The organism is Flavobacterium sp. N502536, from assembly GCF_025947345.1.
In the GTDB taxonomy this organism is placed as follows: domain Bacteria; phylum Bacteroidota; class Bacteroidia; order Flavobacteriales; family Flavobacteriaceae; genus Flavobacterium.
On record NZ_CP110011.1, the window covers coordinates 1,634,668 to 1,660,628 of the forward strand.

The following is a 25,961-nucleotide window of genomic DNA, read 5'->3' on the forward strand; positions in this document are numbered from 1 at the left end:
TTTCTAATCTTTTTGTTCTATTCTAAAACCAACATCTGTAATACCTTCTAAAGCCTGAACTCCAGGAATTTTGCCTGATTCTCTGACGGCTTGTTTGATATGTACTTTGTATTTTCCTTTAAACTTTACGTCTTCTTTGTAAAACAATTTGCTTTCTTTAATGTCAGTAAAACCGTTTCCTAACAAGGTACCGTCGGGATTTGCCATTTGGTACTCTAAAGTATCTACTTTGGTGAAACCGCTAGGCGTTTCGATAGCCACAATCAGAAACAAATTATTGAACGGATAGTTGTTATTGTCTCTCAGATTTACAAATAAATTGTATTTTTTGGTAGAATCTAAAACCGGCAGATCGAAGGTTACAATACTGTCTTTGTGCCACGCACTTCCAACAGATTTGTATTCATCGAATACTCTTTTTTTATCGCAGGAAAAAAGAAGTATTGCTGCCAAAAGAAGAATCCCGCTATTTTTTATTCTCATTTTTAGTAATAATTATAGGTTTTCTAGGCTCAGATGGTTTTTTAGGCTCAGCTGGTTTTTTATCATTCGAATTATTGGGTTTGTTCGATTGATTTTGCTTGTTGTGGGGTTTATTCGATTTATTCTGATTCCCAACAGCCGGTTTATTGGTATTGTTATTGGCCTGTTGTGGCTTGTTTGGAGTGGCCACAACTGCATTTTCAGCATTTGGTTTGCGTTTACGACTTGGCTTTTTCTTTCTTTTTGGCTGATCGAAACGGGTTAAACTTTCCTGCCCCATTGCGTTATTAAAGTCTTTTTCAGGTTCTGAAGTCACTTCAATTGCAAAATCTTCTAATGAAGATACTTTGTTTTTTTGTTTGTTTTCGGCAATAATTTCTTTGACCTGATCGATTTTTAAAACATGCCAGTTGGCAAAATTATTGGTGTAAGCAAACCACATTAATCCTTTAAAAATATCTTGTTTCTGACAAATGGCATCTCCTTTTTCGGTCACTAATTTAGTATCGTAATCCGGGAAATCTTTCAGCGCATCCATATAAGTGTCTAACTCATAGTTCAAACAACATTTTAACTTTCCGCATTGTCCTGCCAGTTTCTGAGGATTCAGTGAAAGCTGCTGATAACGCGCTGCCGATGTGTTGACACTTCTAAAATCGGTCAGCCAGGTCGAACAGCAAAGTTCACGCCCGCAAGAACCAATTCCTCCCAAACGAGCTGCTTCCTGACGGAAACCTACTTGTTTCATCTCTACTCTGGTACTGAATTCTTTGGCAAAATCTTTAATCAGAAGCCTGAAATCGACTCTGTCGTTTGCCGTGTAGTAAAATGTAGCTTTTGATCCGTCTCCCTGAAATTCAATATCCGAAATTTTCATTTCCAGCTTATGCTGAATCGCCAATTCACGGGCGCGAACTTTCATTGGTTCTTCACGGTCACGCGCTACAGACCAGATATCAATATCTTTTTGAGAAGCTTTTCTGTAAATTTTAGGAACTTCGTTACTTTCAGGATTTACGCCTTTTTTCTTCATTTGAATTTTTACCAATTCGCCTGTCAAAGTCACAATTCCAATATCATGTCCCGGTGAAGCAACAGTTGCTACAATATCACCAATACTTAACGTTAATTTTTCTGAATTTCTAAAGAATTCTTTGCGTCCGTTTTTAAAACGAACCTCAACACAATCAAAAATCGCCTCTCCATTAGACGGGCTCATATTCGCGAGCCAGTCAAAAACCGTCAATTTATTGCAGCTATCGGTGCCGCAAGTCCCATTATTTTTACAACCTTTTGGTGCACCACCATCTGAGGTTGAACAACTTGTACATGCCATAATTATATATGTAGTGTCGCAAAAAAGCGACTTAAGTTCATAAACGTTTGATCGGTAAAGATAGTATTTTTTTTAGTTTGCTTTTTAACGATTAAAACTAAAGGGGTGTTAAATACGTAAAAGTCTCTTTTTTAATTAAAAACGCATTTTTTAACGGTATTTTTTAATTATTATTCAATCACCAACTTACTTTGTACGGCTTTCCTTTACAATTTTCTTTTTTATTTATCAAATTATATTTTTTTTCTTATAAAATATATTCCGAATATTTTTGCGCAAAATTTATTTAGTTTTAATAAAAATAATATGATAAAAAATTACGTTTTTAAACTCTTTGCAATTGTCATTTTTGGCATTTTACTATCCGGTTGTTCTCAGAATGACGAATATTCAGCTATTGAAAAACAAGAATCACTAGTACTGACCCGCTCAAAAGAATGGCTGCATCAAAAACAGGTCGTAAACGATACCGATGTAAAATGGAATTCCGCAACCCTGTACCAACAAAGTGCCGAAAATTCTTATGTTGCTATAATTCCGGTGCGCTCTTCCGATCATTTTCTTTTGCAAAAAATTGTGCTTGAAATCAATGATTATAATATTACAGGAAAATTATGGAGCTTTAATTTTAAAGATTCACAAGAAATAGAGACGCTGCAAAAAATAGCAACACACAAAATACTGGAATCTTTCACTGGTGAATTAAGAATTACTAACTTAGAGACCATGGAAACAAGAAACGATAACTACAAACTAGGCATCGCCAATAGTAATAGTCTTTTTTCAAAAAGTAGTGGAGCCGGAATCTGTAATAATTGCCACGGAAGTGGAGACGAAGGTGCTATTAAATTAAACGAGGTAGTCGTAACCGGACCCGGAGGAAGCCCTTGGCCCAACCCTATCACCAATCCTGTAAATCCACCAATATTGCCAATTGGCGGTGGTTCTTTTGGAAGCGGAGGCGGTTCATCATCCAATCCTTTGAACATCAACAACCAGCTTACCGGAAAAGAAAAGTGTTTAAATGATTTATTAGATCAAAAAGGAGATTCCTTTGTACAGGATTTACTAAAAAATTTCAAAGGAAAATCTGAATTTGATATTAAGATAGGTTCAAAAAATAATGTGTTTGTTACAAAAGACGGGGTGACCACTGAAGTCAATGGAGCGACTCATCCACCCAAAAATAATGTAATCGAAATAGAAATAAATTCTTCCCGAATCAATGCACATTCTGCTTTGGATGCGGCCAGAACTATTTTACATGAGTACATACATGCTGACATCTTCAGGAAACTTAATTCAGTAAATGGAGGTAGCGGAGTTCTTAATTTCAAAACTACGTATGAAGCCTATGGAAACCAACACGGTGCAATGGCTGCTCTATATCTTGAAAGTATGAAAAATGCGTTAAAAGATTTCCATAAAAACATGCTTGGCAGCGACTATAACAAATACACGGATTATTATGGCGAACAGCCTAGCGATGCTTTTTATGAAGCAATGGCCTGGGGAGGTTTAAAAGATAATGACGTTAAAGCCTGGAACGATCTTTCGGCTACCAAAAAAGCGGAAATAGAAAATCTGGCCAGAAGAGCCAATCTTTTAACAAAACCAGCACCTTGTCCAAACTAACCTTATAAAAACTGGTAAGTATGAAAAAACATATGGTATTTGCATTTCTATTGCTATGTATTGCCGGCAATGTAAATGCTCAGGGAAAAGCAAAGGATACATTATTTTTTAATGTTGATCCGTATTACAGCATATCACCGACAATTACTCCAAATTTGGAGAACAGAGCCTATTCTGAAACGCAGGAGGCACTCAAAGAGCAGATGAAACATACCCAAACAAATGGATACCTCTATTTTGTTGGAGACGGCTATTTGACAAAGAATTTAAAGCCGAAAAAGGTGCTGTCCATAAAAGACTATATCGAGAATAGAAAATTTTACCTGGACGGAAAATACAACAAGATCATAGACAAATGGAAACTGAAAGATTCATTGACCAACAAATACAAAATATACTTTGTTCATGGTGATGAATTTATCGCGCCAAGATATCTGGAATACAGTTCTTATTATCCAATAGGAAAAGGAGAAAGCGCTATCGTTAACAAGGTAAAAGACACGCTCTTTTTTAAACTGGATAACAAATATATAAAGTCGTATCCTCAAAGTCCGGATCATTTTTATCTTGCAGACGGTGGTAACATCGCTACTTCGGGTTCCTTTTTCTTCAGAAAAGTTCAGCTATCAAATAATGTGAAACCGGAAAAAATACTTTCCATTGAAAATTTTGTCCAATCGTCCCGGTTTTACAATAAGGACAAAACACAAAAATTAAATGATTATGAACTTGCAGAATATTTCAACAATTATGTGATCTATTTAGTTTCTGATAAAAAAACGGGATATATTCAGGTGGAATCAGGTTTTGTAATTGAGTAATATTCATTTACCAGCATACAAATAAGCATACACAAAAACTTTTTCTCGTCTTATAAATTAAACCCGACAGGTTTCAAAAACCTGTCGGGTTCGTTGTTTTTGGGGTATAAAAAAACCTAACAGCATTTTAAATCTGTTAGGTTTTTATTTTATAACAATCCAGAACTTACTCCAGAATCTTATATATTTTATCTGACAATCTAATTCTGAAAGGAACCTCAAAAGTAACCTGATCACCAATTGTAGCTGTTGAAGTTTCAGCTCCATTCACAATCAATTTCTCTAAAACCAATTCCTGATTACCAGTCGTTGGTCCGGAAATTAAGATTTTGTCGCCACTGTTTAACTCTTGATTTTCAATTGTAAATTGTCCCACCTGAGCTTTTACATAATAATGCTCTGCTTTTCCAAGAAGTACTTTTTTGACTTTTACTTTCTGACGGATATCAGCTGGTTTCTCGGCTGCAGCCAAAGCAGTATTAGGCAAATCGCCCGAATGCTTGAATTTTAAATTTTCTGATTTTCCTTTTCTGAAAACCTTGTTTCCAACTTGTTTTCCGGTTCTTAAACGAACCTGATCTACTAAAGGCATGTGAATCACTTCCAGACATTCTGTCGAACAGCAGTTTTCCATTGCCGTTTTACATTCATCACACTGAATAAATAATAAATGACACCCGTCATTTTCACAATTGGTATGATTGTCACAAGGTTTTCCACATTGGTGACATTGCGAAATGATATCTTCTGTTATTCTTTCACCCAGACGGTTATCAAACACAAAGTTTTTCCCAATGAATTTGCTTTCTAAACCTTCGGCCTCAATCTGTTTGGCGTAGTTGATGATACCACCTTCCAGTTGAAAAACGTTTTTGAAACCCTGGTGTTTGAAGTAAGCACTTGCTTTCTCGCATCGGATTCCTCCGGTACAATACATGACAAGATTTTTATCTTCTTTATGATTTTGTAGCTGTTCGTTGATGATTGGCAAACTCTCTCTAAAAGTTTCAACATCTGGAGTAATGGCATTTTTAAAGTGCCCTACTTCACTTTCGTAGTGATTTCTAAAATCGACCACAATAGTATCCGGGTCGTCTAAAATCTCGTTGAATTCTTTGGCTTTCAGGTGAACGCCTATATTGGTTACATCAAAAGTTTCGTCGTTTAAACCATCAGCGACAATTTTATGACGAACTTTAATGGTTAGTTTTAAAAAGGAGTGATCGTCATGCTCTACAGCTTCATTCAATCGTATGCCTTTCATAAAATCGTAGACCTCCAGAGTTGCTCTAAAAGCCTCCAAATTTTCGGCAGGAATACTCATTTGAGCATTAATACCTTCGTTAGCAACATAAATTCGGCCTAAAGCATCAAGCTTGTTCCAGGCAATAAATAAATCGTCGCGAAATTTTTTGGGATCTTCAATTTTGGCATACGCATAGAAAGACAACGTTAGTCGTTGTTTACCGGCATCATCGATCATGATGGCTCTTTCTTCTGCGCTCAAAGTGTTATACAGTTGCATGCTATAAACAGTTTTAAGTTAAGAATATATGTGATTTTTAAAATCTGGTGCAAAAGTACCATTTATTTTTAGATTAAAAATGCTATTAACATTTCATCTCATTTTTTTTTTGTGAGGAGGAAGTCCTGTGTTTATAATGGTATTTGTGGTTTTGGCACAAAGGTACTGAGGCTCTATAAAAACAAAAAAGCACTATTTTCATAGTGCTTTTTTATATAACCTTTGTGCCTTTGCACCTAAAACCCTTAGAGCCTCAGCGTCTCAAAACCTTAGTACCTTAAAGAATTAACAGAACTCCTCAAAAGCATCTTTCAAATTCTCAGCGATCAATTCAGCTGGACGTCCTTCGATGTGGTGACGCTCTAACATGTGAACCAATTCTCCGTTTTTGAACAAAGCCATAGATGGCGATGATGGAGGAAAAGGAAACATATGTTGTCTTGCAGCATCCACCGCTTCTTTGTCAACACCTGCGAAAACTGTAATTAAGTGATCTGGTTTTTTAGCTCCTTCTAAACTCATTTTAGCTCCCGGACGTGCATTTCTTGCAGCGCAACCGCAAACAGAGTTTACGACAACTAAAGTGGTACCTTCAGCTTTGATAGCATTATCTACAGCGTCAGCACTATGTAAATCTTGAAAACCAGCAGCTGTTAATTCAGCTTGCATCGGTTTTACCATTTCTTCTGGATACATATTTTTTATTTTTAAGTTTTACTTTTGAACTGCAAAGTTACAAAGTTTACTCGCAACTACTTAAATTCAGGTATAAAGTTTTGTTATAGTTCGATTGTTATTTACTAAACTTTTTTTGGTAAGGGTAAGTCTCATAGATCGTATTGTCTTCATTGAGAGAAAAACCTTTAGTAGCATCCTCTCTGGCAACTCCCACCAAAGCCATAACTTCTTCTTTGGGTTTACCCTGTTTCAGCCAGCAGATCGCTTTATAATACTTCGCATCTGAAAATTCAGGATAAATTTTAATCGCTTTATCAAAAATGGCAATTGCTTCGTCCCATTTTTTCAATTCGTAGCGTGCAATTCCCTGATAAAAGTAAGCTGTTGGATGTTCTAATTGCTGTCTGTTTTTATAAATATCATTTACATAATCGTCAAACAGCTTTTCGGCTTTATCGTATTCATTCAATTGCAAATAACAAAGCCCTATATAAAAACTATAGGTATGATCCATGACATAACTGTTTCCGTAAAGTTTAATGCATTCTTCAAAATCAACAATCGCACTTTTATACGTTTTCGCAAAAATACATTTTATAAAAGCCCGGTACGGAAGCCATTCTTGTTTATTATAACGAACAGCTTTATCCAGAAAAGGCATTCCGACTTCGTATTTCTTGCATTTAAAATACGGCATTGCTTTTTGTTGCCACAGATAAGCTATTGTGCTATCTTTTTTTAGACCTTCGTCGATGCAATTTTGCCATTCTGACATTTGAAAAGTATAATTGTACTTATAGGCACAACTGTCTAAGTATTTGACCTGAATAGCATCATGTGCTTTGTTTGTGGATACTTGCGCGTAAGAAATAATCGAAAAAAAGAAACTGAATCCTAAAATAATGTTTTTCAAAGGTTATTGGTTTAAGTTGAATTTATTTGGAAGAAAAATCACTCTAAATAACGCTTTTATAAACGGCATTTTGGGACACTTTAAAATAACTTTAACATCCTCTAACAAGGTGGTTTCTTCGTCTAAGAATTTAAAAATCAAAGGGGGACTTCCTTTTTTAAATAAGGACGAAAAAATACGGCTCCCCAATTCATTATGGCGATAAAGAATATCCAAAAGCAATAAATCGTAAAACCAGAATCTGCTTTTTTTATGAAATGCACTCATTTTGAGCGACGTTGAAGAACTCAGAAAGGCCACTAATTCAGCTGATTTTTTATCCGAATTTCTAAAAGTATAACCCGTGCTTGCTTTCGTCCAGCCCCCGGCAGTTCCAATATTCAAAACGCGTTTGGTATTTTTCTTCCAAAACGGATAGGCGGTCATGGAAATACTCCCCTGCTCTTTATCCAGAATTTGGTAGGAATAAACTCCTAACTTCTCCAGGTAAATCTGAATCTCATTTTCGTATTCTTCCTTAGAAAGCAAATACTCCGAAAACAAGGTATATTCTACCAGGGCTTCGGTTTTTGAAACCGGCAAAACATACATAAAACGTGTGTTGTGTTTTTGTTCAACCGAAAAATCCATAAAAGTAGCTTGCTCCGGATTGAAGACTTCTTTTTCAGATTTCACAAACCAGCCTGTAAAATGCTGCTGTAAAACAGGATACTTCGTTTGACTTAATGCAAATGATGAAGTGTAAATACTATTGAACAGCTGATTACAGGTGTACCTGTTTTCTTCTGTTCCAATAAAAACATGAGTTTCAAGCTCGTTGATATTGGTTACTTTTTCGTTTAAAAAAGTAACATTGGAATGTTTTGCAAGTTCGTCAAAAACAAAATTGTAAAAGTCTAGTCCCCGAATTTGGCTGTATTGATAAGGGTTCAGATTGAAATCACGTTTAAAATTTCCGTCGGCAAACAAAGCAGAGTCCCATTTTTTGGCAACAATCGGATTCCAGATCGTTTTATGATCGGCCCAAAAACACCAGGTTCGGTCATTTGTTTTTTTCGCATCCTGATCCAATACTAAAATTGATTTGTCTGAGAAGTTCCCCGACAATGCCATTTTGTAAACGGTCATCAAAGCCGCTAAACCTGTTCCGGTAAAAATGTAGTCGAAGTGTTTAATTTGCGAAGAATTCATTTTCAAAAATAAGAAATTTTATTCTTGCAGCTTTTCTAAAATCACTTTAAAATCGGTAGGATTAAGGTAATTACTGTACTGCAGAACGATCTCATTCTTCTCATTCAAAACACATAAAACCGGATATACAATCTGTTCCTTTAGTGTCCCGAGCTGCAAAGCCAGTTCATGAACACCAACCTTGTTACCCGTAGGTTTGTATTTAAAAACCTGATTATTAAAACTAATGTCTCGTTTTTCTTCGGCATTAAAATCGATGAAATAGAAATCGGAATTGAGTTTATCGATGATTTCCTGATTCTTGAAGGTTGTCGATTTCATTCTTTGGCAATACTGGCACCAATCGGTATGAATAAAAACAATGATTTTCCGTTTTTGAATTTGCTGCAAACGATCTACTTCCTCAAAAGTACTTCCCTTCAGCTGGCAAAATCCTGTTGAAGTGATTCCGAAGAAGAAAATAAGTAAAAACAGCTTTTTCATTGTTTTGTTTTTTTTTGCCACAGATTATAAAGGATTTCTCTTTTGCCACGAATTAAATTGTAAATCTTTGTCTAAAAAAGTGATAATTCGTGAATTCGTGGCAAAAAAACAAAACTACTAACCTTTTTCCTCTGCGATCCCAATAGCTTATTGGGAGTAATCATAAATTTACCTAAAAGTATATCGCAATCCCAAAAAGCCACGAATCGTTTGATTTTGCCCGTAAACATAAGTGGTATCAAAAGTCAAACCATACGGATTGTCTGGTGTAACCAGTACTTTACCCGCCGAATCGTACTGCACATTTTTATCAAACGGATCATTGGTTCTCGAAATCAAAAACGGATTATTCTGCTTTGGAGTAAAGTTCAATAGGTTTTTCACTCCTCCGTAAAGCTCGAAATTCTTCCAGCCCGAATAACTAAATTGTATGTTTTGAATGCTGTACCATGGCGAGTTTGGATTTCTCGGATCGTATTCGTTCAATAAAGGCAATTTCATTGGGCTGTAAACATTTCCAGTATAATCCAGTAATAAATTCCAGGGTTCAATTTTATAGGATACGCTCCAGGTTCCGGTAAATCTTTCGGTTAAAAAAGGTCTTTGCGAAATTCCGTCCTGAACATTTTTATTGTCTAAAACAGTCGCTCCGAGAATAAACTTTAAACTATTGGTGAAGTTAACATCGACATTCGTACTGATTCCCTGACTGATAGCATAACCATCAATATTATCGTAAATGATTTTATTGGGATCGGTTTCATAATCTGAAATGATTTTATTGCTGAAGCGGGTATAAAAAGCGGTTGTTTCAATTCCGATAAAAACACCGCTGTCAAAGTTTATTTTTTGAATATAATTCAAATTTACGTTGACCGATTTCTCCGGTTTTAAATCATTCTGAAGCACAACATCGCGTGATCCTGTCAGGGCTGCATGATCTTCTGTAAACAAATTTACAACCCTAAATCCGGTTCCGGCATTTAATCGGAAGATGGTATTATCATTTGCTTTAAAACGATAGGCGAATCTGGGCGTAAAGATAGAACCATGAATGGAATTATAATCGTATCGCGCTCCCAGTAAAACCTGACTCTTTGGAGAAAACGTGATCTCATCCTGAACAAAAATCCCCGGTAACCAAGTACTTTCGGCTTCTTTTGTTGCCGGTGTATTGTCGTTGTAATACGAATATCGGGTCGCAATTCCGGCAAGGAAATCATTTGCTCCTATTTTTTTATCCCAGGTTAATTGCAGGAAACCTATTTTTTGATTCGCAATATACGAGGTCGTTCCATAGCGGCTGTCCTGATAATGCACGTTTCCGGAGAACGAAAGCATCAGTTTCTCTTCAAAAGGCAATTGATAACTTCCTATTAATTCTCCTCTTTTGGTATAAATACTTTCACCGTAAATTTCATCACCTCCACGGTATTTTTTCTCCCAACGAACGTCGCCACCCCAGCGATCTTCATACATACCACGTGCTGCGATGGTAAAAAGACGATTGTTATTGCGATGAAAACTCCACTTATTAAATACCGAAATCCTTTTAGAAAGTGTCACATCTGTAAAATTATCTTTGTCTTTATCGATAACCTGATCGTAATTGAAATAATTAACCCCTAAAAGTGAAGTCGCTTTTTTTCCGGCATTAAACTTCATTCCTAAATCAAGATTGTTTTCAAAATAGGTAGTGGTGAAATAATCGGCAGAAAAAACCGGAGCATTCGTTGGGTTTTTAGTAATAATATTGATTAGCCCTCCAACAGCCTCACTTCCGTAAAGAGAAGAAGCCGGACCTTTTACAATTTCTATTCTTTCTACCAGAGAATTCGGAATTCCGGACAAACCATAAACTGTCGAAAGACTGCTGACTATGGGCATCCCGTCGATTAAAACCAAAGTATACGGCCCTTCCAAACCGTTGATATGGATGTCACCGGTATTACAAACTCCGCAATTCAGCTGTGGTCTGACTCCGTTTATATTCTGAAGTGCTTCATAAATGCTGGGTGTTGGATTCTTCTTAAAAAAAACAGGCGAATAAACCTCAACGGGAACGGCACTTTCGAGACGTTTTACCGCTTTTAAGGTTCCCGAAACAACCACTTCGTTCAATTGATTGTCTGTATCGTCCAATTCGAAATCATAGGATGGAGCAACATCCTTCATAACGTCAATCTTCTTTTTTAAGGTCTGAAAACCTACCAGCGAAACTTGAAGCGTATAATTTCCAACCGGCACTTTTTCGAAGTTGTAATGTCCCAAACTATCCGTAACCGTTCTGTATTTTGTTCCTACTAAATGCACATTTGCCAACTGTACCTGATGGCCGTCAGCGGAGATAATCCCGGAAACAGAATTGGTTTCTTGGGCAAATGAAAACTGTAAACAAAACAAAAGCAGTATTAAAAATAGTTTTTTCATTATTATAAAATTAAATTTAGACAAAACTAAAAATTAAATTTGACAAATAGTGTTTCTAAAGTCAAAAACTTCAAAACAGACTTCAATTCAATGTTTTATGGGGATTTTACTGACATTGAAACGGAATTAGTCCTCTTCCTTTTTAAAGCAGATTAATCAAATTTTGTTCTTGCAAACGGAGACAGCTTCTATAGCTTCATGTAAGATGAAATGCCTTTTGACAAGCTATACTAACGCTGCCTCTATGTGTTTACTAAAAAATTATTTCAGACAAATGATTCGTCAATGAGTTCTTTATTGATCGAAGCCCCTGCGAAAGATCCTGAAGAAACAGCCATCGCAACAGATCTTGCCTGAATATGGCAATCGCCACTGGCAAAAACTCCAGGAACTGTGGTTTTTTGAAATGCATCTACTTTCAGCAGCCCTTGTTCGGTCAATTCGCAGCCTAAAGATTTCGGTAGCGGACAATGTTGTTCGAAAGGCAACTTAAAGTAAACCGCTTTCACTTCAATTTTGGATTGATTTTTAAAACCAATATGCTGAATATATCCATTTTCCTGCTCTACAGCCACAATTTCATCTTCTATAATTTGAATTTTATGTTCTTGTAAAATTCGGGATTGTTCTAAAGTAAAGATTGATTTTCCGTTCGTCAGTATTCTTAAATCAGTGGTCCAGTTCGAGATGAGTTTTGCATATTCAAAGCCCATATCGCCATTGGCAATGATCGCTGTTTTTTCTTTTTTAACTTCATAGCCATGACAGTACGGACAATGTAAAATCGAAATTCCCCAACAGTCCGCAAAACCATCAATTTTAGGCAGAAGGTCTCTTATTCCCGTGGCGAATAATACCTTTTCGGAAGTAAACACTTTTCCGGATTCTGTTTTGATCTCAAATCCGTTTTCCGTTTGAATTGCGCTAATTGCCAATCCGTTATAAAACTGAACGGTATCGTAAAAGTCTACCTGTACCTTGGCTTTCGCCGAAATAACTGCGGGTTTCTCCCCATCGTGTGTTATAAAATTATGCGAATGTGGTGTTTGTCGGTTACAAGGCAAACCACTATCTATCACCAAAACCTGTCGTAAAGAACGTCCCAGACTCATGGCTGCCGAAAGCCCGCTATAACTACCTCCAATAATTATAACCTCATAATTCGTGTTGTGTATCATGATTTAGTATTTTTAAAAAGCTCGGGGAATTGGAAAAAGATCGTTTTTTGGAAAAAACCCGTCCTGAAAGTCTACAATTTCATCTGCTGTACAAAGACACTTTTTCAGTTCGCTGAGAATTTCATTCTCTTCTATTTTCTGACCAATAAAAACCAATTCGTTGAGTCTGTCACCAAAATTAGAAGTCCACCGCTCCTCGATAATATCCTGAAATTCAACAAAATTGTTAAAAGTCATTCGTTCGCTTAGCGGCATACTTGCCCACCATACTCCGGCTCCTTCGGCTTTCATTGATCCACCGGATTGGCTCCAGTTTATCGCTTGTTCCGGTCGGGAGGCCATCCACAATAGTCCTTTACTGCGAATGATGTTGGCAGGAAAATCGGATGTAATAAAATTCCATAACCGATTGGGATGAAAAGGTCGCGGATCTCTGAACACAAACGAATTAATTCCGTACTCCTCCGTTTCCGGCGTATGAATTCCTTCCAATTCCCTGATCCAGCCGGCTGAGTTTTCGGCCTCTTCATAATTGAACAGTGCTGTATTCATGATTTCGTTGGGATTTACTTTTCCTAAAACCGAAGTAATTATTTTCGCTACCGGATTAAGTTTTTGGATAAAAGCTTTTAAAAACAATAAGGATTCAGCACTAATAAGGTCCGTTTTGTTCAAAATAATAACATTGGCAAATTCTACCTGATCTACCAAAAGATTCACTATTGTTCGATTGTCATTTTCAATGTTGGATACGTTTTGCTCCTGCAATGTTTTAGCGGAACCGAAATCTTTAAAAAAGTTAAAACTATCCACAACAGTAACCATCGTATCGATAAAACTAAACCTGGACAAATCAATATTCTCCTCTTCATTGACAAATGAGAAGGTTTGGGCTACCGGAATGGGTTCGCTAATACCCGTACTTTCAATAAGCAGGTAATCAAATCTGTTTTCCTTTGCCAGTTTTTCGACTTCAAGCATCAAATCTTCCCGCAGGGTACAGCAAATACAACCGTTTGTCATTTCGACCAATTTTTCCTCTGTTCTCGATAAGCTATGTTCCTTCTTTACGAGTTGCGCATCAATATTAACTTCACTCATATCATTAACAATCACGGCAACTTTTAATCCTTCTTTGTTGTGAAGAATATGATTGAGCAGTGTCGTTTTTCCTGCGCCAAGAAATCCGCTTAATACGGTTACGGGTAATTTTTTCATGGTTAAGCGTGTTTATGGTTTCTATAATTCAGAAGATGCCCGACAATCATTCCGATGCCGCCTATAAAAATCAGATCCAAATGAATGTCGAGTATAATTTCACTTAGTATGCTGATCCAAATGAGGCACATCGATAAAATTAAAGCTGTCGCGACTAAAAGACTTGATTTTTTAATAATTTTGAGAACTGCAACCAAACCTATGGAAGCAAAGATCAAATCGATAAACGGATTGTGACTTAAACCCAAAGGTAAAATCGTAAGAAGCGGAAATACGAGACAATGAACCAGACAAATGGTAGCACTTGAGATTCCTAATATATCGTAAAAAGGTGTCGTTGTTTTCTTCATTTTCAGTACATTTGCTTAATGCAATTATGTTGCAAATATATACTTTTATTTTAAATGCAACATTGTTGCGTTAATATTTTTTAATGCTCTAAAAATGAAAACAACAAGAAATACAGCAGCAAAGACAGCCGTTCTAGAGATTTTTGACAAATCGAAAACAGCCCTGTCACACACCGAAATTCACAAACTAACGGAGGATTTATGCGATCGCGTGACCATCTACAGAATATTAGACCGCTTAGTAAACGATGATATCGTACATAAAATCGTAAACCTTGACGGAACGGTAAAGTATGCCAAATGCCATCATCATGCGCAACGAGTACACATTCACAATCATGCTCATTTTAGCTGTGAAAAATGTTTAGAGGTAACTTGTCTGGAGAATGTAAAACCGAGTTACATTATTCCGCACAATTATAAGGTAAACGATATAAACTTCACCTTGTCAGGATTGTGTCCGAATTGTTTGAATTCAAACATTTAAGTTTTAGACTTGTCTAAAAATATTGTTGTGCGAATATAATTTATCCCTATATTTGTTCAAACAACATTTTTACAATGACCAAATCTTTAGAAGAAGTTCATCAATCGGTTGCAACACAGCATAAAAAAACAGGTTTCAGAAAAATATTAGCGTTTTTAGGTCCGGCATACCTCGTAAGTGTGGGGTATATGGATCCCGGAAATTGGGCGACAGACATCGCCGGAGGTAGTCAGTTTGGATATTCTTTGCTTTGGGTTTTACTGATGAGTAATTTAATGGCTCTGCTCCTTCAGAGCTTAAGCGCCAGACTCGGAATCGTGACACAGCGAGATTTAGCTCAGGCATCACGCGAGACCTATTCTAAATTTATCAATTACATTTTATACTTTTTAGCCGAAATTGCCATCGCAGCCTGTGATCTTGCCGAAGTTCTGGGTATGGCGATCGGAATTAATCTCCTTTTTGATATTCCGTTGATTGAAGGCGTTTTAATCACGGTATTAGACACTTTCCTGCTGTTATTCCTTATCAACAAAGGAATCCGAAAAATGGAGGCTTTTATTATTGTACTTGTAGCCATCATTGGGTTTTCGTTTATATTCGAAATGATTTTTGCTGAACCCGAACTGGATAAGGTTATTTATGGTCTCGTGCCCTCAATTCCAAGTTCTGCTGCTTTGTATATCGCTATCGGAATCATTGGTGCAACGGTAATGCCTCATAATTTGTACCTGCATTCGTCGCTGGTACAAACCCGAAAGTTCGACAGGACTCCCGCCGGAATTAAACAGGCGCTGAAATACAACTTTATAGATTCGACCATCGCCTTGAACCTTGCCTTTTTTGTCAATGCCGCCATACTAATTCTGGCAGCGGCGACCTTTTACAAAAACGGAATGTTTGAAGTAGCCGAAATTCAGGATGCACATAAATTCCTCGAGCCCTTACTGGGAACCAAATGGGCTCCAATTTTATTTGCTGTGGCCTTAATTGCTGCCGGACAAAGTTCTACCGTAACCGGAACCCTGGCTGGACAAATTGTAATGGAAGGTTACTTGAATTTGCGCATCCAGCCTTGGGTTCGCAGAATTATAACACGACTTATTGCTATCGTGCCTGCTGTCATAGTGATTTTAATTTATGGCGAGAGCGTAACGGGAAAACTGTTGATCCTTAGTCAGGTTATTTTAAGTCTACAGCTGGGTTTTGCGATTATTCCACTGATTCATTTTGTGAGCGATAAAACCAAAATGAAAGGATTTCATATTTCCAGAACAACACAGGTCGCAGCATGGATTATTGCTTCGATTATTGTAACCTTAAATGCAAAACTGGTATTTGACGAAATCACTTCATGGCTCGAAAGTTCAAATAACCCAACGGTACTCTGGTTTACTGTTGTTCCGCTTGCTTTTGGATTCCTGGCCCTGCTGCTTTACATCGTATTCAAACCTTTTGTTACCCGAATAAAATCAAACATTGAAAATCATTCCCCACATCATTTAAAATTAGTTTATACGCCAAAGGAAAGTTATGGCAAGAAAAATATAGCCATTACGGTCGATTTTTCTAAAGCCGATGAAGCCGCACTAAACAATGCCTTTGAACTGGGCGGAATCGATGCGCAATACACCTTAATTCACATTGTAGAAACTGTTGGAGCTTTGATGTACGGTGGTAATGTTGACGATCATGAAACGACCATCGACGAAAAATTACTATTAGAGTATAAAGAGATGCTTTCCACAAAAGGTTTCAAAATCAAAACCGAACTTGGCTTCGGAAAACCAAACAGTGTGATTCCGAACATCATCAATGTTGGTAATTTCGACATTCTGGTAATGGGAACCCACGGCCACACTGGTCTAAAAGATATTTTGTTTGGTACAACAGTAGATAAACTGAGACATAAAATTTCTATACCTTTGTTGATTGTTAAATAAAGCCGCTAAGGTTCTGAGTTGCTAAGTTTCTAAGATTTCCTCTTTGATGCTTTTAACTTAGCAACTCAGAACCTTAGAACCTTAGAACCTCAAAAAAAAATGACTTTTTCAGAAGAAAACTATCTTAAATCCATATACCATCTTACGGCTTCGAACGATGCTGAAGTGAGCACCAATGCTATTGCCGAAATGATGGAAACCAAAGCTTCATCAGTTACGGATATGCTTAAAAAGTTGTCTGAGAAAGATTTAGTGAATTACAAAAAGTATCAGGGCGTTTCATTGACCGAAAACGGAAAACTAGCCGCCAAAATGATTGTTCGGAAACACCGCTTGTGGGAAGTGTTTTTAGTAGAGAAACTAAATTTTTCCTGGGATGAAGTTCATGATATTGCCGAGCAACTCGAACACATCAAATCGGAGCAGTTGATTAATCGTCTGGATGATTTTCTGGGAAATCCTACCGAAGATCCGCACGGAGACCCAATTCCCGATGCCAATGGACGAATCGTCAAAATCGAGAAACAATTGCTTTCTGAATTAACGGACCATCAAACCGGAGTCTGCGTTGGTGTAAAAGATACTTCCTCAGAATTCCTAAAGTATCTGGACAAACAAGGGATTGCTCTGGGGTCGAAAATTGAATTCTTATCAAAAGAGTCATTCGATTTATCCGTTAAAATTAAGGTTGATGGAAAGGAATTGTCTATTTCGAATAAAATTGCCTCAAACTTGTTTGTAAAGCTGGTTTAGAGATTTGTTATTCTTTAATGGATAAAGATTTTTTAGATCTCCATAAACGTGCCGAGCCTACGGCTCTCCATCTTTTGGCGAATTTATCATTTGGACGGATTAAAATCCGTCCCTACAAAATTAAAAGGGCGAGCCTATGGCTCTCTTTTAATCATTGCTTCAGGAAAGTTCCGGAGGAACGATAAATACTATAGCAACGGATTTTAATCCGTTGACCCAAAAACACAAAACACAATAGAGTTCCATAGGAACGGAACATATCGTGACAACGCAAAAGTTCGAAAGGAACAATAGAATCAACCGTATGTCTTATCGGTTTGTGAAACCCATTTTCCAGCAACATCAACATTTTGTCTCAGCAGCAAATTTAGCTGACCAATATGATGCTGTACATGCCGCATGTTGTACAAAATCATCTCAATCCGACTGTAGTTCTTATTTGAGGTAATGAATCTTTCTTTTGAGGTTTCTTCGTTTAATCCCTCAATTAAATAAAAAACCTTTTTACGGGAATACTCCAGATAGTCAAGTAGTTCTTCTTTCCGGTAAATTCTTTCGGGTAAAATTCCTTGCGGATCAAACTCTGATAAAGAAAAGGGTATAGGAGGAGAAAATGTATCCGGCTCTGCAGATGCATAATAATCCATCCAGAAAATAGTGTGATAAGCAGAATACCAAAAATCTATTTTGTCCCAAAAATGTTCAGGACAAACTAAAATCGAACTTTCGAGCATGTCTATTACAGCGCCAAATTGTCTCCATAATATTCCTCTAAGTTCATCCATAACTTCCTTTTTAAACAATCCCTTTCTCAATCATCTCCAGCATAACCGGTGATGCGTTCTTAAAAGTAGGTTCCTGTTCAATGATGCTTCCGGCATTCTTTTTATTTACTTTGAAAGTAACATCGTTGACTGTGGTAAACAAAAGTGCGGTCAGAAATGGCTTTTTGATATAAGATCCTAAAACCAATAAAGCTTCATCCAGCGTATGAATGCTTTCAATTTCTTCCGTTTTATAACGAGTCGTTAATGAAATAGAGAAGGTATTGTCTTCATTTAAAACTAAACGAAAATAAATATTCTTAATCTCGGTATCGCCCATTGTTTTGGCCAAAGTCAATTTTGCGAAAGTTCCGGCCTGGATGCTTTCTTTAACTCGTTCACAAAAAAGGGCAAATATTGGTTCGTACATTTTTTTAAGGTTCTAAGGTTCTGAGATGCTGAGGTTCTAAGTTTTTTTAACCGCAAAGTTCGCTAAGATTTACGCAAAGGGCACAAGTAAAATTAAAAACTTTGCAAACCTTACGTAAGCCCTTGTGGCCTTTGCGGCTATGAAAAAATTATTTTCCTGTAAATTCAGCTTTACGTTTTTCTAAAAAGGCAGTTGTTCCTTCTTTAAAGTCCTGGGTTCCGAAACATTTTCCGAATGATTTTATTTCGGTATCAAAACCATTTTTACCATCTGCAAAATTCGCATTGATCGATTTTATAGCTTTAGCGATAGCAAACGGTGCATTTTTAATAATTTTCTGAGCAATTCCGCCAGTAAATTCTAAAAGTTCAGCTTGTGGCACTACGTGATTTACTAAACCGTACTGCTTAGCTTCTTCTGCAGAAATCATTGCGGCAGTCATAATCATTTCCATTGCACGGCCTTTCCCTACTAACTGTGGCAAACGCTGTGTTCCTCCGTAACCCGGAATCAATCCTAAAGTTACTTCCGGCAATCCCATTTTTGCATTGTCTGAAGCTACTCTAAAATGACATGCCATGGCCAGTTCTAGTCCGCCACCAAGAGCAAAACCATTAACGGCTGCAATTACAGGTTTCTTTAAATTTTCGATAAGATCAAATAAGGTTTCCTGACCCTCTGCAGCCAGCTGTGCTCCTTCAACAATATTATAATTGGCAAATTCTGAAATATCGGCCCCGGCTACAAATGCTTTCTCGCCACTTCCGGTGATAATGATAACACGAACATCGTCATTTTTACCTAACAATTTCACTGCTTTACTTAAATCGCTGATCGTAGCTTTGTTTAATGCATTTAATTTGGTAGGTCTATTGATGGTTACGGTTGCTATTTTTTCTTCAATTGAGATTAAAAGATTTTCGTAGTTCATGATGCTTAATTTATGAGTTTGTTATCGGTAAAGAAACCCTGAATGTGGTTCCTTTTCCGTAAGTTGATTCAAAGGTAATTGTTCCTTTGTAATTTTCGATAATGTTTTTGATAATTCCGAGTCCTAGCCCCATCCCGCTCGTTTTCGTAGTAAACTTTGGTTCGAAGATTCTACTAATATCCTGTTTCTGAATTCCGATTCCGTTATCTTTTACCGCAATTTCAACATTATTGTTTCGGCGTTTTACGGTTACTACAATAGATTTATGAAACTGGCTTTCCGGAATTGCCTGTGTGGCATTTTTAACGAGATTGGTGATAACCCGTATCAATTGCGTACGGTCCATTTTGGAAATAATTTCTTCCTCCTCGCTTTCAAAAACAATATAATCTTCATTGAAAATATCTAACGAAAGCTCAACAACCTCCACCACATTTAAGGTTTCGTTTTGTTGTGCCGGCATCGACGCAAAGTTCGAAAATGCCGAAGCCACAGCGGTCATGGTATCAATTTGCTGGATTAAGGTCTCTGAATAATCGTTTAATTTTTGCTTAACATCCGGCGCGGTCGGGTCAAACTTGCGTTGAAAACTCTGCACCGTTAATCGCATCGGCGTAAGCGGATTTTTAATTTCGTGTGCTACTTGTTTTGCCATTTCACGCCAGGCTTCTTCACGCTCGCTTTGGGCCAATTTTATGGCACTGGTTTCCAATTTGTCGACCATTCCATTATAAGCCTTGATCAGAAAGTTAACTTCCTTGCTATTCGCTTCTAAAACAATCTTTTCGTTTTTCTGATCTAAATTGGTTTCTTCCAGTTTATCCGAAATTGTTTTAAGCGACTTTGTAATATAAGTCGATAAGAAATAAGCCAGTCCAAAAGCGACAATCAGCATAAAGGAATATACCTGACTTAGACGAATCAAAAAGGTATTGAGCTCATTGTCGTAGTACCCGTCATCTTCTAAATATGGGAGATTCAAAATTCCAAGAGGCTTGAACTTTTCATCTTTAATCAAGCTATAAGAAGATCTGTTTTTAACGCCATCAATCGTTTTAATGTCTACAAAACGTTTTTCGATCGAAGACCGCACTAATTTCAGAATGTATTCCGGAATTGGCGGCGCTACTTTATCGACAGCGAAAGACTCCTTTGAGGATTTCAGTAATTTCCCGTCAAGACTGTAAATGTTGATTTCGATTTTATGAATCTGAGCCAGTTCGTGTATTTTATCTTTAAAAATCAGATCCAGATTGGCCGTTTTTAAAGGATAGGTTGTGGTGGAAAGCACATAATTAATGTGTTCTTTTACTGCATTTTCTTTACGCTCGAGACGTTCCTGATGGTATTCTTTTGCTTCATTTTTAAACTGAATAATCGAAATAGAAGCCAATAAAAACGATGCCACAACAATCAATACAATCATCGAAAGGAAAATCCTGACACGCAAGGAAAGCATCGACATTTTGAAGTTGTTAAACATATTTTTTAGTATTCAGTCTCAGTGTTCAGTCTCAGTATTCAGTCTCAGTATTCAGTCTCAGCATAAACTGAAAACTGCGACTGCGACTGAAAACTAGTACTGCGACTGAAAACTATTTCTTTTCTCTAATTCTTTTATAAAAACGGAATCCCAGCATGATCAAAACCGAGAATAAAATAATTCCGATAACGCCAAAAATCCAGTTGATGGCACTTTTTAAAACCACTAAAAAAACTACTGCAAACAGTATGATGGTAGCACCTTCATTCCATAAACGCATGAAGTTATTGGAATATTTCACCTCATCATTCTGTAGTTGCTTAAAAATCTGATGGCATTTTAAATGATACAGATACAGCAGAAAAACAAAACACAATTTTACATGCATCCATGGCATTTTGAGCCAGGCGTTTCCTAAATCGGTAAAAAACAGCATCCAAAAAGCAAAAATACTTGCTAAAATTGCGGACGGCCATGTAATAATGTACCACAAACGATAGGCCATTATTTTGTACTGTGCCTGCAAAATTTCTTTTTCAGGAGATGGTTTTTCGCTGGCTTCGATTTGATACACAAACAAACGCACTATATAAAACAAACCTGCAAACCAAGTGATTACAAATATAAGATGCAGTGATTTTAAGTAATTGTAATATTCCATTATTATTTGTTTCAAGTTTCAAGTTTAAGGTTTCTTCTAAAGTTGATTATAGCTTGAAACCTTAAACCTGAAACAAATATTATTTCGCCCAATCGTTAATCCAGTTACTCACGGTCTGGCACCACTCGTCATCATCATTCAAACACGGAATTGCTAAGAAATCTTCTCCTCCGTTTGCTTCAAAATCTTCTTTGGCGCGCATTGCAATTTCCTCTAAAGTTTCTAAACAATCTGAAACGAAAGCTGGTGTTACCACCGCTAAATTCTTGATTCCTTTTGCTGGCATCTTATCAATTTCAACATCAGTATAAGGCTCCAGCCATTTGTCTCCCGCTAAACGTGACTGAAAAGTTAAGCTATACTTATCTTCAGGAAGCCCTAATAACTTCACGACTTGTCTGGTTGTTTCATAACACTGATGACGGTAGCAAAAATCATGTGCCGGTGAAGGTGTATTACAACAAGATCCGTCAATTTTACAGTGTGATTTTGTTACATCGGTTTTACGAATATGACGTTCCGGAATTCCGTGGTACGAGAACAATAAATGATCGTAATCAAAACCAACCAAATGTTTCTGAATAGAATCAGCCAGATTCTTGATATAATCCGGTTTATTGTAAAACGCAGGAACATCAGTAAAAGTCATTTGCGGAAATTTCTTCTTGCGAATTTCTTCTGCCTTTACTAAAATAGTTAAAGTCGAAGCCATCGCATATTGTGGGTATAAAGGGAAAAGCAATACCTCTGTAACACCTTTTTCATGTAATTCCTGAAGTCCTTTTTCGATCGTCATGCTTCCGTAACGCATTGCTAAAGCAACAGGTACATTTACCAAAGGCTGAACTTTTTTTTGCATTCTTTCAGAAAGTACAACCAAAGGAGAACCCTCATCCCACCATATTTTCGCATAAGCATGTGCTGATTCCTCTGGTCTTTTTCTTAAAATAATACCACGAACCAACAAAGCTCTTAATAAATACGGGACATCAATCACGTATTTATCCATTAAAAATTCGTCTAAGTATGGTTTTACATCTTTTGGTTCTGGGCTTTCCGGAGATCCTAAGTTTACTAATAATACGCCTTTCATGTTTTTTGCTTTAGGCTTTAAGCTCTAGGCTTTAAGCTTTTTATTTGTTTTTAAAATTTTCGTCAAAAGTAGGACTTGTAACTTTTTAGAAATATGATAATTATTACTTTTTAATTATGTTCTTATTTATAAAATTGATGCTTCAAAACATCATCAGTTTTTATCTTTTTTATATTTGCTGAATAGTTTTTCCAATGATTTATATTCTTCCTCTGTTCCAAAGTTATCTGTCTTAATTTCCTTTTTAGAACTAATCAGATAAAACTGACGACAGGAAAGACAGATTTTGGCAACTCCTGAGATTTCTTCATTCTTTTTAAAAATCAAAATATCCCTATATTCAGGTGCACAAGCATATACGTTTTCAAACATCTTTAAAGAAGATTTCTCCAAAAAAATATCATTTCTTAAATACTCAACGTCTTTTTTAGATAATTCAAATTTAGAAAACCCATCAGAATTAATTGTTTTATTAAAAACATCACTATTCACTTTCTCAGGATAGGCATCGAAAAAAATCTTATCTTCAATAGTATTGTCAATGCCTTTACTGTGATTATCATCCATTTCTTCTTCTTTGCTTTTATTCAATGAATAATATTCAACACTATCAAAATCAAAAAACATTTTTTCTTCTTTTGATTTACAAGATAGAATTAAAAAAAGCAATAAAACTATTGAATATCTTCTAACCATTAAACATTCGCATTAATCGACATCAGGTATTTTTTAGGAGTGGTGGCAAATTTTTTCTTGAATGCCGCTATAAAATGACTCCCTGTGCTGTAACCAATTTTTAGCCCTACCTCATTTACGTTATAAGAACCGCTGTCGAGCAGTTTTCGGGCGAAATCCATTTTATAATCAAACAAAAATCCATATACCGTATCGCCATAGATTTGTTTGAAACCCATTTTTAGTTTCTTCAGATTCAAACCAATTTCATCGGCCAGTTCCTGTAAACCCGGAGGTTCAGCCATATTTGCAATGATAATTTCTTTCGCTCGTCTTATCTTTAAAACGTTATCCTCATCAATCAAAAACGGACATTGTTCTGCATTTGGATCTTCGGTTCGGTTAAAATACAGGCTGAGTAATTCATATCCTTTTCCTTTGTAATAAAGGTTTTTTATAGACGGATGCAAGTTGTAATGAAACAGCTGGCTCAGTACAATAGCCATAGAGGGACTAATATTTCCTTCGTTATAATATTTTTTGTCCTTATTATCAGGACTTAAAAAAGTAATATAATCTGCTTCGGCAGAAAACAACGCGTGAAATTTTTTGATCGATACGATTACTGAAATCACCCACGAATTTGGAGAAAGTTCTAAATTCAATGGTAATTCTTTCTGCGGATTGTACAAAAGCAACGATTTTTCTTCCTTCAATTCTAAAGCATAACTACCCTGATTGAATAAAAATTTAGCATTGCCTTTTATTCCGAAATGAAACTGTATCAGACCACTACCTACTTCGTGCTGCCCCAAAAAGAGCTCTGAACTGTCGTTTTGAAAACGGATCAGCGTAAAGTCATCTTCGATTTTTATAATTTCCTGAGAACTCATAGCGATATTTTTTTGAAACAAAAATTAGCCTAAATGGAAAATGTTATTTAGAATCACTCTAAACAAAACAATTCTAACAACTTGATTTTGCTACAAAAATACTTCTTTTTGCATAAAAACAGTTGTTTAGAAACAAAAAAACATGTAGCGATACAAAAAGTACTTTTAGCGTTACTTTTGTAAACACTATAATGATAATTTTGTTGCACTTTTATGAAAGTGAATTTATGGAAAACAATAACGTACCGAAACACCTTTATTTTTATTCAGTTGGTCTGAGTTATAAAAAAGCTGATGCTGAGGTCAGAGGTCAATTTAGTTTGGATGCAGTTGCTAAAACACGTTTGCTGGAACAAGCTAAAAATGAGGGAATAGAAAGTTTAATTGTCACTTCGACCTGCAACAGAACCGAGATTTACGGTTTTGCAGAACATCCTTTTCAGTTAATAAAATTAATTTGCGATAATAGTAACGGATCTGTTGATGCTTTTCAAAAAGTAGGATTCGTTTATAAAAATCAGGAAGCAATTAATCATATGTTTCGCGTAGGAACTGGCTTAGACAGTCAGATCTTAGGTGACTTCGAGATTATTTCTCAAATCAAAACCAGTTTTACCCATTCCAAATCATTTGGTTTAGCTAATGCTTTCTTGGAAAGACTGGTAAACGCCGTAATTCAGGCGAGTAAAAAAATCAAGAACGAAACAGAAATCAGTTCGGGAGCCACTTCGGTTTCTTTTGCATCGGTACAATACATTCTTAAAAATGTAGAAGATATTGGAAACAAAAACATTCTGCTTTTCGGAACGGGAAAAATAGGTAGAAATACTTGCGAAAATTTAGTAAAACATACTAAAAATGAACACATCACCTTAATCAATCGTACCAAAGACAAGGCAGAGAAACTAGCCGGAAAACTAAATCTGATTGTTAAGGATTATTCCGAATTACATCTTGAACTTCAAAAAGCTGATGTGGTAGTTGTTGCAACGGGTGCTCAGAATCCAACAGTAGACAAAGCAATCCTGAATCTAAAAAAACCTTTATTGATTTTAGATTTATCCATTCCGAAAAACGTTAATGAAAACGTGGAGGAATTAGAAGGTGTAACTTTGATTCATATGGATTATTTGTCGCAATTGACGGATGAAACGCTGGAAAACAGAAAACTTCATATTCCTGCTGCCGAAGCTATTATTGAAGAAGTTAAAGAAGAATTTATAACCTGGACAAAAGGCCGCAAATTCGCCCCTACCATTAATGCTTTAAAAGAGAAACTAAATGCGATTAAAAACTCGGAATTAGATTTTCAAAGCAGAAAAATTGCTGATTTCAATGAAGAACAGGCTGAAATTATCAGTAACCGTATCATTCAGAAAATCACTACTCATTTTGCCAATCACTTAAAAGACGACAATACCATGGTCGATGAAAGCATCGAATGGATCGAAAAAGTCTTCAAAATAAAAGCATCTTAATTCTTAAACACATAGAAACATAGTTATTATAGATTCGAGAACATAAAGTCAAGATTAGAAAATCTGGATTTTTTCACATAGCTATGAGGTTTATTAACAAATGAAATGACTTTCTACATTTTTTAATCT

At 36.4% G+C, this 25,961-nt stretch carries 25 protein-coding genes; 6 read left to right on the plus strand and 19 right to left on the minus strand.

Features of this window, described 5'->3' with window-relative positions:
- Positions 1 to 3: 3 nt before the first annotated feature.
- Both OLM61_RS07325 and OLM61_RS07330 read right to left on the minus strand, forming a co-directional pair.
- Positions 4 to 483, minus strand: a complete 480-nt coding sequence (locus OLM61_RS07325; protein ID WP_264525736.1) for a gliding motility lipoprotein GldH — start codon at positions 481 to 483, stop codon at positions 4 to 6.
- Positions 467 to 1,819 carry a stage 0 sporulation family protein gene (locus OLM61_RS07330; protein ID WP_264525737.1) on the minus strand — a complete coding sequence of 451 codons (1,353 nt, stop codon included), beginning with the start codon at positions 1,817 to 1,819 and terminating at the stop codon, positions 467 to 469. The genes OLM61_RS07325 and OLM61_RS07330 overlap by 17 nt, the downstream gene beginning before the upstream one ends.
- 306 nt (positions 1,820 to 2,125) lie before the next feature.
- Here OLM61_RS07330 and OLM61_RS07335 point away from each other — a divergent pair, with 306 nt between their 5' ends.
- Together OLM61_RS07335 and OLM61_RS07340 are read left to right on the plus strand one after the other, a co-directional pair.
- A complete protein-coding gene (locus OLM61_RS07335) occupies positions 2,126 to 3,454 on the plus strand; it encodes a hypothetical protein (RefSeq protein WP_264525738.1) in 1,329 nt (442 codons plus the stop codon).
- Positions 3,455 to 3,474: 20 nt separating this feature from the next.
- The gene (locus tag OLM61_RS07340; protein WP_264525739.1) at positions 3,475 to 4,275 is read left to right on the plus strand and encodes a hypothetical protein; all 801 of its coding nucleotides are present in this window, start codon (positions 3,475 to 3,477) and stop codon (positions 4,273 to 4,275) included.
- Positions 4,276 to 4,441: 166 nt separating this feature from the next.
- Here OLM61_RS07340 and OLM61_RS07345 read toward each other — a convergent pair whose 3' ends face one another.
- The 9 genes from OLM61_RS07345 to OLM61_RS07385 all read right to left on the minus strand — a co-directional run bounded on the left by OLM61_RS07345 (position 4,442) and on the right by OLM61_RS07385 (position 14,241).
- Positions 4,442 to 5,800, minus strand: a complete 1,359-nt coding sequence (locus tag OLM61_RS07345; RefSeq protein WP_264525740.1) for a rhodanese-related sulfurtransferase — start codon at positions 5,798 to 5,800, stop codon at positions 4,442 to 4,444.
- A 285-nt stretch (positions 5,801 to 6,085) separates the two neighbouring features.
- Positions 6,086 to 6,496, minus strand: coding sequence for a BrxA/BrxB family bacilliredoxin (locus OLM61_RS07350; RefSeq protein ID WP_173964459.1), 411 nt, complete (start codon positions 6,494 to 6,496; stop codon positions 6,086 to 6,088).
- Positions 6,497 to 6,593: 97 nt separating this feature from the next.
- A complete protein-coding gene (locus OLM61_RS07355) occupies positions 6,594 to 7,391 on the minus strand; it encodes a tetratricopeptide repeat protein (RefSeq protein WP_264525741.1) in 798 nt (265 codons plus the stop codon).
- 3 nt (positions 7,392 to 7,394) lie between these two features.
- Positions 7,395 to 8,582 carry a lycopene cyclase family protein gene (locus tag OLM61_RS07360; RefSeq protein WP_264526367.1) on the minus strand — a complete coding sequence of 396 codons (1,188 nt, stop codon included), beginning with the start codon at positions 8,580 to 8,582 and terminating at the stop codon, positions 7,395 to 7,397.
- A gap of 18 nt (positions 8,583 to 8,600) precedes the next feature.
- Positions 8,601 to 9,065, minus strand: a complete 465-nt coding sequence (locus OLM61_RS07365) for a thioredoxin family protein (protein WP_264525742.1) — start codon at positions 9,063 to 9,065, stop codon at positions 8,601 to 8,603.
- 168 nt (positions 9,066 to 9,233) lie between these two features.
- Positions 9,234 to 11,495 carry a TonB-dependent receptor gene (locus OLM61_RS07370; RefSeq protein WP_264525743.1) on the minus strand — a complete coding sequence of 754 codons (2,262 nt, stop codon included), beginning with the start codon at positions 11,493 to 11,495 and terminating at the stop codon, positions 9,234 to 9,236.
- A 266-nt stretch (positions 11,496 to 11,761) separates the two neighbouring features.
- A complete protein-coding gene (locus tag OLM61_RS07375) occupies positions 11,762 to 12,673 on the minus strand; it encodes an NAD(P)/FAD-dependent oxidoreductase (protein WP_264525744.1) in 912 nt (303 codons plus the stop codon).
- 12 nt (positions 12,674 to 12,685) lie between these two features.
- Positions 12,686 to 13,891 carry a GTP-binding protein gene (locus tag OLM61_RS07380; RefSeq protein WP_264525745.1) on the minus strand — a complete coding sequence of 402 codons (1,206 nt, stop codon included), beginning with the start codon at positions 13,889 to 13,891 and terminating at the stop codon, positions 12,686 to 12,688.
- Positions 13,892 to 13,893: 2 nt separating this feature from the next.
- Entirely contained in the window at positions 13,894 to 14,241 is a 348-nt protein-coding gene (locus OLM61_RS07385) for a MerC domain-containing protein (RefSeq protein ID WP_264525746.1), read from the minus strand.
- 94 nt (positions 14,242 to 14,335) lie between these two features.
- On the opposite strand from OLM61_RS07385, the gene OLM61_RS07390 reads away from it, so the two are divergent.
- The 3 genes from OLM61_RS07390 (at position 14,336) to OLM61_RS07400 (ending at position 17,424) form a co-directional block, all read left to right on the plus strand.
- Complete coding sequence (locus OLM61_RS07390; protein WP_264525747.1) at positions 14,336 to 14,728, plus strand: Fur family transcriptional regulator; 393 nt, start codon at positions 14,336 to 14,338, stop codon at positions 14,726 to 14,728.
- 74 nt (positions 14,729 to 14,802) lie between these two features.
- Positions 14,803 to 16,671 carry an Nramp family divalent metal transporter gene (locus OLM61_RS07395; RefSeq protein WP_264525748.1) on the plus strand — a complete coding sequence of 623 codons (1,869 nt, stop codon included), beginning with the start codon at positions 14,803 to 14,805 and terminating at the stop codon, positions 16,669 to 16,671.
- A 99-nt stretch (positions 16,672 to 16,770) separates the two neighbouring features.
- Positions 16,771 to 17,424 carry a metal-dependent transcriptional regulator gene (locus tag OLM61_RS07400; protein WP_264525749.1) on the plus strand — a complete coding sequence of 218 codons (654 nt, stop codon included), beginning with the start codon at positions 16,771 to 16,773 and terminating at the stop codon, positions 17,422 to 17,424.
- Between the two features lie 296 nt (positions 17,425 to 17,720).
- On the opposite strand, the gene OLM61_RS07405 is transcribed toward OLM61_RS07400, so the two are convergent.
- From OLM61_RS07405 to OLM61_RS07440, 8 genes are all read right to left on the minus strand, one after another.
- Positions 17,721 to 18,209 carry a DinB family protein gene (locus OLM61_RS07405; RefSeq protein WP_264525750.1) on the minus strand — a complete coding sequence of 163 codons (489 nt, stop codon included), beginning with the start codon at positions 18,207 to 18,209 and terminating at the stop codon, positions 17,721 to 17,723.
- A gap of 10 nt (positions 18,210 to 18,219) precedes the next feature.
- Entirely contained in the window at positions 18,220 to 18,618 is a 399-nt protein-coding gene (locus tag OLM61_RS07410; RefSeq protein ID WP_264525751.1) for a hypothetical protein, read from the minus strand.
- Between the two features lie 148 nt (positions 18,619 to 18,766).
- Positions 18,767 to 19,549 carry an enoyl-CoA hydratase/isomerase family protein gene (locus OLM61_RS07415; protein WP_264525752.1) on the minus strand — a complete coding sequence of 261 codons (783 nt, stop codon included), beginning with the start codon at positions 19,547 to 19,549 and terminating at the stop codon, positions 18,767 to 18,769.
- Between the two features lie 10 nt (positions 19,550 to 19,559).
- A complete protein-coding gene (locus tag OLM61_RS07420; RefSeq protein WP_264526368.1) occupies positions 19,560 to 20,975 on the minus strand; it encodes an ATP-binding protein in 1,416 nt (471 codons plus the stop codon).
- Between the two features lie 169 nt (positions 20,976 to 21,144).
- Entirely contained in the window at positions 21,145 to 21,693 is a 549-nt protein-coding gene (locus OLM61_RS07425) for a CopD family protein (protein WP_264526369.1), read from the minus strand.
- Positions 21,694 to 21,772: 79 nt separating this feature from the next.
- Positions 21,773 to 22,786 carry a ferrochelatase gene (gene hemH / locus OLM61_RS07430; protein WP_264525753.1) on the minus strand — a complete coding sequence of 338 codons (1,014 nt, stop codon included), beginning with the start codon at positions 22,784 to 22,786 and terminating at the stop codon, positions 21,773 to 21,775.
- A 153-nt stretch (positions 22,787 to 22,939) separates the two neighbouring features.
- Complete coding sequence (locus OLM61_RS07435) at positions 22,940 to 23,482, minus strand: hypothetical protein (protein ID WP_264525754.1); 543 nt, start codon at positions 23,480 to 23,482, stop codon at positions 22,940 to 22,942.
- Positions 23,482 to 24,354, minus strand: a complete 873-nt coding sequence (locus OLM61_RS07440; protein WP_173964474.1) for an AraC family transcriptional regulator — start codon at positions 24,352 to 24,354, stop codon at positions 23,482 to 23,484. The genes OLM61_RS07435 and OLM61_RS07440 overlap by 1 nt, the downstream gene beginning before the upstream one ends.
- A gap of 227 nt (positions 24,355 to 24,581) precedes the next feature.
- Between OLM61_RS07440 and hemA the strand changes: the two genes are divergently transcribed.
- On the plus strand, positions 24,582 to 25,832 hold the full coding sequence (gene hemA, locus OLM61_RS07445; protein WP_264525755.1) for a glutamyl-tRNA reductase: 1,251 nt from the start codon (positions 24,582 to 24,584) through the stop codon (positions 25,830 to 25,832).
- Positions 25,833 to 25,961: the final 129 nt, after the last annotated feature.